At 58.3% G+C, this 9,319-nt stretch carries 8 protein-coding genes and 2 tRNA genes; 2 read left to right on the top strand and 8 right to left on the bottom strand.

Annotated features, from left to right (window positions below):
* Positions 1-1,250, bottom strand: a 1,250-nt coding sequence (locus AC5E6W_RS08060; protein ID WP_491751758.1) for an aminotransferase-like domain-containing protein, incomplete at its 3' end; no start/stop codon positions are given.
* A 113-nt stretch (positions 1,251-1,363) separates the two neighbouring features.
* Between AC5E6W_RS08060 and AC5E6W_RS08055 the strand changes: the two genes are divergently transcribed.
* Entirely contained in the window at positions 1,364-1,849 is a 486-nt protein-coding gene (locus AC5E6W_RS08055; RefSeq protein ID WP_491751757.1) for a PaaI family thioesterase, read from the top strand.
* Positions 1,850-1,914: 65 nt separating this feature from the next.
* Entirely contained in the window at positions 1,915-2,748 is an 834-nt protein-coding gene (locus tag AC5E6W_RS08050; protein WP_491751756.1) for an isocitrate lyase/PEP mutase family protein, read from the top strand.
* 452 nt (positions 2,749-3,200) lie between these two features.
* Here AC5E6W_RS08050 and AC5E6W_RS08045 read toward each other — a convergent pair whose 3' ends face one another.
* The 7 genes from AC5E6W_RS08045 to AC5E6W_RS08015 all read right to left on the bottom strand — a co-directional run bounded on the left by AC5E6W_RS08045 (position 3,201) and on the right by AC5E6W_RS08015 (position 9,268).
* Positions 3,201-4,136 (bottom strand): LysR family transcriptional regulator, encoded by a 936-nt coding sequence (locus tag AC5E6W_RS08045; RefSeq protein ID WP_491751755.1) that lies wholly within the window; start codon positions 4,134-4,136, stop codon positions 3,201-3,203.
* A 445-nt stretch (positions 4,137-4,581) separates the two neighbouring features.
* A complete protein-coding gene (locus AC5E6W_RS08040) occupies positions 4,582-5,778 on the bottom strand; it encodes a tyrosine-type recombinase/integrase (RefSeq protein WP_491751754.1) in 1,197 nt (398 codons plus the stop codon).
* Positions 5,779-5,880: 102 nt separating this feature from the next.
* Positions 5,881-5,955 (bottom strand) — tRNA-Cys (locus AC5E6W_RS08035).
* A 74-nt stretch (positions 5,956-6,029) separates the two neighbouring features.
* Positions 6,030-6,104, bottom strand: a tRNA-Gly gene (locus AC5E6W_RS08030).
* 278 nt (positions 6,105-6,382) lie between these two features.
* Positions 6,383-8,383 (bottom strand): type II secretion system protein GspD, encoded by a 2,001-nt coding sequence (locus AC5E6W_RS08025; RefSeq protein WP_491751753.1) that lies wholly within the window; start codon positions 8,381-8,383, stop codon positions 6,383-6,385.
* A 31-nt stretch (positions 8,384-8,414) separates the two neighbouring features.
* Positions 8,415-8,702 (bottom strand): helix-turn-helix domain-containing protein, encoded by a 288-nt coding sequence (locus AC5E6W_RS08020; protein WP_491751752.1) that lies wholly within the window; start codon positions 8,700-8,702, stop codon positions 8,415-8,417.
* Positions 8,702-9,268 (bottom strand): CvpA family protein, encoded by a 567-nt coding sequence (locus AC5E6W_RS08015; RefSeq protein ID WP_491751765.1) that lies wholly within the window; start codon positions 9,266-9,268, stop codon positions 8,702-8,704. The genes AC5E6W_RS08020 and AC5E6W_RS08015 overlap by 1 nt, the downstream gene beginning before the upstream one ends.
* Positions 9,269-9,319 lie beyond the last annotated feature (51 nt).

The raw sequence follows: 9,319 nt of genomic DNA, 5'->3' as shown, positions 1-9,319 counted from the left end.
AATGCATGCGGGACATGCTTCGTAGTGGCATACGCCTGTGCCGTAGAGACAGCTATATTCCGCTCAGCTAAGGCAGCGGTGACGCGATCCATGCGAAGTTCAGGCGGAAGTTTCAACCACGCAAAAAGCGAGATCGGATTGGCGACCAAATCTAACCCGGAGAACGCCTCACGCGCTAGAGCCTGACGAATCTTAGCCTCTTGGCGTCCACGTCGTTCCAATCTGTCCACGGTTCCATCGGCAATCCATCGTGTCGCCATGGACGTTATCAGGCTGGGCATGCTCCAGAAATTGGCCCGCACTTGCGCCTTTATGGCACTGATGAATGGCTTGGGCACCACCATAAACCCAAAACGCAGCCCGGTTGCCACACTCTTGGAGAGGCTGGATACATAGATGGTGCGCTCAGGCGCCATGGAGACGAGTGCGGGAGGCGCCTTATGTGCCAAAAATGAATATGTCGCATCTTCAATGAGCAGACAGTCGTGCCGTCGAGCGATGTTGACCAAACGGTAGCGTTGCTCATTATCGAGCACCCAACCCAACGGATTCTGCACCGTCGGCATGGTGTATATGGCACGTAGATCGCGGTCGCGACAAGCCCGTTCCAGAACATCGAGGTCCGGGCCAGAGCCACATGTAGCCACTGGAATCAACTCTATCCCGTCAGACGCAGCGATCATCTTGAAGCCTGGATAGGTCAACGCGTCTACTGCCACGCGATCTCCGGCGTGCAATTTCGCTCTAACCGCGACGTCGAGCCCATGCTGGGCTCCATTGACAAGGAAGACTTGCTCATTCTCGACAACGATACCGCGCGCAGCGAGGTAACGACAGACGATATCCCGTTCATGTCTGCGACCGCCCGAGGGCTGTTGATGCATGAGAGCGGCAACGTCTCCCGACGACGCCATCGAACGCAGCGTCGACCTCATCAATTCGGCTTGGCCATCAACATTGGGATGGTTGAAGGAAAGATCCGCTGCCTGACGGTTGAGCCGGGCCTCATCGCCCGAATCCCACTCCCTCTGAAGCGGACGCTCCCGCACAAATGAGCCGCGACCTGTCTCTCCCACGATTAATCCCGTGACCTTGAGCTCTGCGTAGACTCGGCTTGCGGTAGCCAGTGCAATCTTATGAGTGGCCGCAAATTTGCGATGCGTCGGCAGTAGTGTGCCGGGAGCAAGCTGTCCGCTGCGAATTCTTTCAGCAAGTGCATTAGCCAGAGAGGAAGCCCGCGAAGCCGTCATTGAATGTACCTAGGACAATAATTGGATTGTCCTAGCATAGCCTAATATGATTTCGCTTGAAACGGTACCACTTTACTGCGGTTTTACAAGATGAAAGCAGGACAGTCGCCACTATGACCGTTACGAACCACCATTTACCTGTACTCGAATACCTGACACGCCAAGTGGACGGACGATTGTCCCCTGAAGATGCCACCCACATGCTTTACCCCACTGCCATCTCGCGCTTATTAGCGTTTCGGATAGTCAAAGTGGCGGAGGCCATGGCGGTAGTCGAGCTGGACGCCGATGCAACGATTCATGGAAACCAGCAAGGAACTGTGCATGGGGGGCTTCTGTGTGAGTTGGCGGATGCGGCCATCGGCACAGCGCATTCCACCCTGATGGATATGGGCGAAACATTCACTACCATCGATTTGAAAGCAGCATTCCTTCGACCCGTGTGGCAATCTAGCTTGCGCGCTCACGCGCGAGCTACGCACAAAGGGCGAATCATCAGCCACTACTTATGCGAAATTGAGCGAGAAGACGGCAAGGTAGTGGCCAGCATTTCGAGCGCGGTAATGACCTTGCGCGGTGAACGAGCGGAGGGAAGATGAGAATGCGGTCACTCCTGTGGAACCTGCACGACTCTGCCCGAACAACCTAGCAAAAGGAGTTCCCAATGAGACAGTCCAACAGCTTAACCCAATTAGCTAAGGCTGAAGCCTTTCGTTCTCTCCACGACGGAAAGGGCGCGTTCGTGATCCCAAATCCTTGGGACTTAGGTACGGCACGGCTCCTTGAGCAGCTTGGATTCGAAGCTCTTGCCAGCACGAGTTTGGGCCTGGCTTGTAGCCACGGCTTGCGGGATAACTCTGTTCCCATTGATATTGTGTTCGAACACCTGACGGAGATGGCGGAGGGCACGAACTTACCCATAACCGCAGATCTAGGAAACGGATTTGGGGACTCGCCGCACGCGGTAGGCCGGGCCATTCTGCTTGCAGCAGAGACGGGAGTTGTGGGCGGATCGATTGAAGACAGCACGGGGCGGGATGACGAGCCTGTCTATCCCGTCGATGTCGCGTCTGAACGCATCCGAGCAGCGGTAGCTGCGGCGGCAAGCTTATCATTCCCATTTACGCTCACAGCCGGTGCTGAGAACTCCGGGGTTGGCCGAGCGAATCTCGCTGACACCATCGCACGGCTTCAGGCGTATCAGGAGGCGGGTGCGGATGTGCTTTATGCGCCTGGACTCCGCGACGCCAAGGAAGTCGCGGAGGTTGTACGCTCTTTAGATCGACCGGTCAATGTGCTGCTCGGATCTGAGGGGGGCGCTCTCTCCGTGAAGGATCTGGACTTACTCGGCGTCAAGAGAATCAGCGTGGGAGGTTCTCTAGCGAAGGCAGCCATAGGTGAATTTCTCCGGGCTGCTACCGAACTTCGCGACCAAGGCACCACAACGTATCAACTGCGGGCGGCCACTAACGAACAAATTCGGGAGCTCTTTGGGTGAGAAGAACTCTTGCGAGAAACCATTCCGTGAAGACCAGCTGTTTTTTAATCCGACACCGGAAGGGGATTGCCAATCTAGTGCGCTCCACAACCACATTCTTCAAGTCGAGACACAACAATAGGGCGTTCGAAGACTCGACCGGAATGCTAGATCACTGAAGAGTGCACTCTCACTCGGAGGTAAGTAAAACCGCTCGATAGCGGATGAGGCTATCGATTGTCGCGCATTCCCTGAATGTCTCGAGAGGGTCACATTTTGAGGGACAAGAATGACAACCGGGGATCATTTCGATTAGTTCACGCTCACATCTGCCCTGCTTGTGGCCGCGCATCGCGGCGCGAAGAACCGGATGGGACACCGGATGCTGCCGGTGTTTTTCATTGTTCGCAATGTGGACATCAAGGTCCCCTAAACGAAGGGGTGATTGAAGAGACAGACGAGCGTCTCCGCCGCTAGACGGCCAATGGAAGTTTCTGCTGCTCACCGTCGCTCTTCCGTTCGAACTTCCTCTTAGCCGATCTCACGTACTCGCTGGTCAAGCGTGATCGGTCGTCCGCGCGAGTGATGAGCGTTGTTTTCACCGCAAGAGTCGGTTCATCCAAGGGGCGCATCGTTAATCCATTTCGAGCGACCCGCCAAGCGCCAGTGCGAGTCAAGAATGCTACCCCTTCATGCTTGACCACAAGGTGCGCTGCCTCTTCTGCTGTCGTGAAATATTGAATTTCGCGAGGCGCAATTCCGAGCTCTTTGGCCCGAGAGAGGATCGAATCATGCATCCTAGGATGGACATGTTTTCCAAATAGCACCCACACTCGATCATCAAAGTCGTCCAAATATGCGGCTCGCTTTCGCGCGATGGCGTCCTCCGCTTGCATAAGGGCGAATAGGGGATGACTTTCAAGTTCTAAGAAATTCAGCCGTGAGTTTTCTTCTCCCGCCGCGACGATGGCAATGTCTAATTCGCCCGAACTGACTTGGCGCATCAGTTCGGGCGAGAAATGACTGTGAGTATGAACACGCATGGTTGGAAAGAGTGGAAGCCGGACAGAGAGCATCGTCGAAATGATGTACGGGTCAATGTATGGAGAGCTTCCAAAGTTGACGACGACCTCCGCTCCTTTGGCCGCCGCGCGAGTTAAATGTACGGCGCGTTCCAAATGAAACACCGCGAGTTTCGCGTGTTCAATGAAGACCAGGCCAGGTTCTGTGACCTCAACTCGTTGGCTGCTTCGCACAAATACTTTGACGCCCAGTTGTGACTCCAGATCCTGTATCTGCTTGGTGAGCCCAGGTTGGGTCAGATGGAGGCGGGAAGCGGCACGAGAGAAGTTCAACTCATCGGCTAACACAATGGCGGATTGGAGGAGACGAAAATCAATCTGACTCATGGGCCCAAAACTCCGGACAAGACCTGTGGAACCCCTGCTCCTTACTAAGATGGGAGTGACTTTCTTCCCGGTTGGCCGAAGCACTATTCCGCCGAGTAATAGTTCCCGCACAACTTTTCATTGGACGGGAATCGAAAGAGTACACATGCTTAGGCATAGCGTTCGGGAGCGACGTATGAGCCTATATTATCCGCCACGTAAACCGCCTCAGTCGGAGCGGCCGCACTCCGTTGCCCTCGAAAGGCATTACTCCGTAGGAGAGGTCTCGGAGATGTGGCATCTCAGTGAGAAAGTTATCAAAAAGATATTTGAAGGCGAAGACGGAGTGCTCTGGTGGGGACACGCTGAAACCCGTCATAAGCGACCGTATGTAACGCTCAGAATCCCCGAAAGCGTTTTGATTCGAGTCCATCATCGGAGACGTACTGCCGCTTCCTAGCGTGCTCTAAGCTCCAGCCTCGACCAGTGCTGGGCCGCTAGCCCAGGTCGCCATTACGAGATCATCCAATCGATCTTGTCTCGCCTTCACCCACTTCGCATAATACTTCTCAGTCGTCTTGATCGACGTGTGTCCGAGTAATTTCGACACCTCTTCCAGTGGGACTCCTCTCTCAAGCAACGACACTGCGAACGTATCCCGAAGCTGGTGAGGATGGCCCTCCAGTTGTCCTGCTGCCCTGAAGATCTGCCTGAGATCGTGCTGCCAGTTGGTGACCGCCGTCTGAAGCTTTCCGGTCCCGGTGTTCCAGAAAATGTATTTTGGATGGCGATTGAGTTTCATTGCGGAGATGACCTCCGAAGCGACCTCTGGCGGAAGTGCTACAGAGACATCAGTCCCTGTTTTCTGCCGGTCCGTTACGACCCTGTGTATTCTCTTTTTTGAATCGTAGAGGAGTTCGTCCCTCTCCAGTCTCACCGTATCCCCCACTGCGAGTCCACTGAACCGCATGAGCTGAACGAAAGCGTGAACCCTTTGAGCTTTTGGGGAGGGGAATTCATCGGGAATGACTTCAAGGAGACGACTATATTGCTCTGGAGCGAGAGGCATGGTGGGAGGTTCATCGACTTTAATCGGGGAGAGGCTAGGTACCCGGTCGATCAGACGTGCTTCGTAGCAATACCGCAGAAATCCTCGGAGTCGTTCCTGGACCTTCGCGCGGGTGGTTGATGACGGGTATGTATCACTCCACTCGGCGCGGAACTCCGTGAGTGTATCCAAGGCAATTTCATGGGGAAAGCGTTTTGAACGCTGAGCCATAAAATTGGAGAACCGTTCCAGCTCCCGCTCGTATTTCTTCAGGACTCCGCCCCCTAGACCCTGCGATCGCTTGTCAAGGACGTATAGCTGCACGGCCCGTTCGATTGTGACCGCAGCCTTTGCCTCTACCGAGACCGACTGGACAGGGTTTGTTGGGTCTGCGGCCTCATACTGGGCCTCAATCTTCCGGCGAGCGTCCTCAGCAAGTTTCCAAATTCTGGTACGTGCTGCTTGTCGATGTTGTCGTCCAGCATAGGTCCAGCGGAGGTGCTTATGGCACCGGCAGTTCTTATAGAACTCATCCGCTTTACGAGGGCACTCCTCCGTATGGCGGACGAAGATCGTTATGGAGGGCACGGCCGAAATTTGAACGGGATGTGTCATCGGAGCGGGCTCTTCGGATCGAATCTCCGAAGAGGTTAGCACACGATTAGCACAAAACTAAAGCCGACAAAGTCAAGCCGTTTATTTTCAACGAGATAAATTTGGAGGCGCGGGTCGGGATCGAACCGACGCATAAAGGTTTTGCAGACCTCTCCCTTACCACTTGGGTACCGCGCCCTGGGAGCCCACACCGAACAGGCGCAGACTGCTATTTCAGCAGTGTATCAGTTGGGCTTGTAGGGGGAAATGTTTGGAGCGGGAGACCGGGGTCGAACCGGCGACATCTTCCTTGGCAAGGAAGCACTCTACCACTGAGCTACTCCCGCTCTGCTGAAACTGATTATAAACAGGAAGGTCGGGGCAATGCAAAGGGCGGCGGGTCAGCGCTGTGGAAGACACAAGGCCAGTGAGGCAGGGTGGTCGGAGCTCGGCCATGAGCCTCTGCAACACGCGCCGGTGTCTCGGCCCCAATCCCCCCGGGGCTAAAGCCCTATTCTTTCCTTGCCCTCTTATGGAGGGGCTGAAGCCCCTCCCTGACAAAACCAATTGCGGGATGCCACGCAAGATCGCAGGGCTTCACCGCGCGATTGCGCGGCGAGTTTTCCTATGGTTCGGCCGGTGCGCCGCCGGTGAGAGGATGCGGCACGCTCAGTCTGCGGCTGGCGAAGTGTAGTGCTCCGGCGCGAACGATGTGGGGCGTGATGGTGATCAGCAGCTGGTCGTCGCTGAACTCGGCGTCTTTGTCTGTGCCCTGGAAGCCGGGCAGCTCGCTGAGCCCGGGAAGGCCCTCGATGCTGCGCAGCTCGCTGCGGTCGATCATCGTGGCCAGCATCGCGGTCTCGCCGGCAGGGACGTTCACCACGGACTTGAGGACGCGGTTGTTGAGGATGGGGATGGAGTTCAGGCTGGTGCCGCCGAGGGCCTCCAGCGTCATGTCGAGGGTCAGCGAGACGCCTCCGGAGTGGTCGATGGTGGGCGTCGTCTTCAGCGTCAGGCCAAGGTCCTCGTACTGGAACTGTGGGATGGTCGTTGAAGAACCTCCGAGGTACTGCGAGAGCAGGGAGCTGACGCTGGTGCCATTGACGTTGAGGCCCGCGAGTTGCGAAGCCAGTCCGCTGGAGGCGCCCGAGCTGTAGCTTCCAGTTATGACCGGGTAGCGCGAACCGGCGCGGAAGCTGGAGAGCTGGCGGTTGCCGGCGCGCAGGGTGACGGCGTCGAGAAGGCGGGTGTCGGAGGAGTTCACCAGCAGGTTGAACGTCACTCCGGACGAGAGGTAGACGCCGCCATAGGTAAGGCCGCCACCAATGGTGCCCAGCAGGTTGGTGTATTGCGAGGAGCTGACGACTCCAGCGGCGAGGAGGAACGCGACCTCCTTAATGAGGTTCTGCGTGGCTGTTCCATTCAGCGTCAGAACTCCGGAAGCGACGGCCTGCTGGATCAGGGAGGAGTTCTGGCTGACCAGCGAGGTGGCCTCAGCCGCGATCGAGAAGGCTCCGGCGCTGGCAGGAGTGCTCAGTCCGATGTTGTTGGTGCGGTTCTTGGAGATTTCGAAGAGGCGGATGTCGAGCAGCACATCGGAGCCGCCGTCGAGCATGTCATCGTAGGTCGCGTTCAAGAGGCGGATGGTGGGTTCATCGCCGGTCACGAGCAGGCCGCCGCTGGCGGGACTGGCGGTGACCTTCTTGATCTCGAAGACATTGCGCGCGACGTTGGCCAGCTCGGTCATCTGCTCGCCGGTCATGCCAGGCAGGAAGATGGTCTCCTCGATCTGCGGCTCGAGGCGCTCGCGATCCTCCGTCGTGTCGCGCGCGATGAGAGCGCTCTTCGCGTCGATGGGCACAGCGAAGGAGTGGGTGAGCTCGCGAAGAACGCGGGTGGCGTCGGCGAAGTTCACATCGTCGAGATCGAGGCGGATAGAGGCGTTCGAGGTGAAGGAGGAGTCGAAGCTGGCGCGAATGCCGTAGGCGGCATAGACCTGCCGGAGGAGCTCCTGGGTGGTGCCGCGCTGGTGAAAACTGTGCACTCCGTCGGTGGGCGCGAGGCGAGTCGGCCCGGCGAGCAGGCCGGCGATGCGATCGCCGGGGACGGTGAAGAGGTCGACGTCGCGATTGACGTTGGGGGGGGCCGGACGCGCGGTGGCGGAGGCTGGGCCAAAGTGCTGGGCGACAACAGGGTTGCCGGGGTCGAGCTGCTGCGCCTGGGTGAGAAGCTGTTGCGACTGCACGTTGTTTCCGGCGACCCGGGAGCGGGCGGCCTGCTCCACCAGAGAGGTCACGCGCTGCTGCCGCGTGACGGCGACGGCCTGCGCGTAGTCGGCGTTGTTGGGGTTCAGCTTCAGGGCGCGGCCGAAGTCGCGCTCCGCGGCTTCCAGCTCATTGTGCGAGATGTGCCTGGCTCCGGCGAGGTAAGCATCCTCGGCGTCGCGGGCCTGCTTGGGGGAGATCTTGAGCGGGACACTGGGGCCTGGTGTGGCGGCGCCGGTGTTGGCAGGCACGCTCGCGGGAGCATCGGCGGGGGACTGCGCGTGCAGGGCGGCGCTCAGCAGCAACGCCGAACAGGCCCACCGCAGTCGTGGAGCGTCGCGGAATGGGCGTGTGCGGGGCATGGGTGCTGCAGGGTTGGACGCGCGCGAAGCTCTAACGTCCGTTGGAGACGATGGTGAGGTTGCGGGCTGCGGGGCGGACCGAGCGCACGGGCTTGCGCATGCCGCGGCGGATCTGCGCGGAGTCCATGCCAAGTTCCGTCATGGTGCGGCTCAGCGTGTTGCGGTGCATGCCGAGTTCCTCGGCTGCCTTGCACTGGTTGCCGCGATGGTGCGCGAGCACTTCATGCAGAAAACGCTTCTTGAACTCGCGGACGGCGTCGGCGTAGGCCATGCCCGATGCATGCATCTGAGAGACGAGGATATCGAGATCGCGTTTCACTAGGGCGAGGTTACCTTGCTTTCGTTGGCTTCAGACTCAGTTTGCGACGTGGAGTCCGATTTGATCCAGCCCGGCTCTTTGTGCTTGAGCGAATCCAGCGCGCTCACCAGCCGGTGCTCGAGGTCATCGGGCATGACGAAGGATAGCGCATGATCGGCGTGAAGAAAATACGGTGCGAGCACAGAAGTTTTCAGCCAGGCCGATGCGGGCAGAAAGACGGCCAGAGCGAGCAGCAGGGCAACCCCGAGCGCCAGTCCGCGGAGGAGCCCAAAGACGCCGCCAACCACACGATCCGCAAAGCCCAGCCCCACCGCATCCGCCGAGCGCCGCAAGGCCTTGCCGATCAGCGCGGCGACGAGCATCACCAGGAAAATAATCAGCAGAAACCCGAACATCTGCGCCAATTGCGGGGAATTGACCAGGCTGAGGAGGTAGAGGGAGACCCACTGGAAGTTCCAGCAGGCGAGCAGGAAGCCCACGCACAGTCCCACCAGGGCGCAGGCTTCGCGAAAGAAGCCGCGCCACATCGCACGTACTGTCGAGTGAACGAACAGCAGTGCGAGCATCCAGTCCAACGGGTTGAACTCGGTAACGGTTCCCATAGAGCGCGTGGTCTG

The organism is Bryocella sp. (assembly GCF_058498515.1).
The sequence above is the reverse complement of the archived record's forward strand: the minus strand, read 5'-3'. Positions and strand labels throughout refer to the sequence as shown.

Bases quoted from the DNA above. Each gene is read 5' to 3' on its own strand.
- AC5E6W_RS08055 (WP_491751757.1), top strand. From the start codon at position 1,364: ATGACCGTTACGAACCACCATTTACCTGTACTCGAATACCTGACACGC.
- AC5E6W_RS08050 (WP_491751756.1), top strand. From the start codon at position 1,915: ATGAGACAGTCCAACAGCTTAACCCAATTAGCTAAGGCTGAAGCCTTT.
- AC5E6W_RS08045 (WP_491751755.1), bottom strand. From the start codon at position 4,136: ATGAGTCAGATTGATTTTCGTCTCCTCCAATCCGCCATTGTGTTAGCC.
- AC5E6W_RS08040 (WP_491751754.1), bottom strand. From the start codon at position 5,778: ATGACACATCCCGTTCAAATTTCGGCCGTGCCCTCCATAACGATCTTC.
- AC5E6W_RS08025 (WP_491751753.1), bottom strand. From the start codon at position 8,383: ATGCCCCGCACACGCCCATTCCGCGACGCTCCACGACTGCGGTGGGCC.
- AC5E6W_RS08015 (WP_491751765.1), bottom strand. From the start codon at position 9,268: ATGCTCGCACTGCTGTTCGTTCACTCGACAGTACGTGCGATGTGGCGC.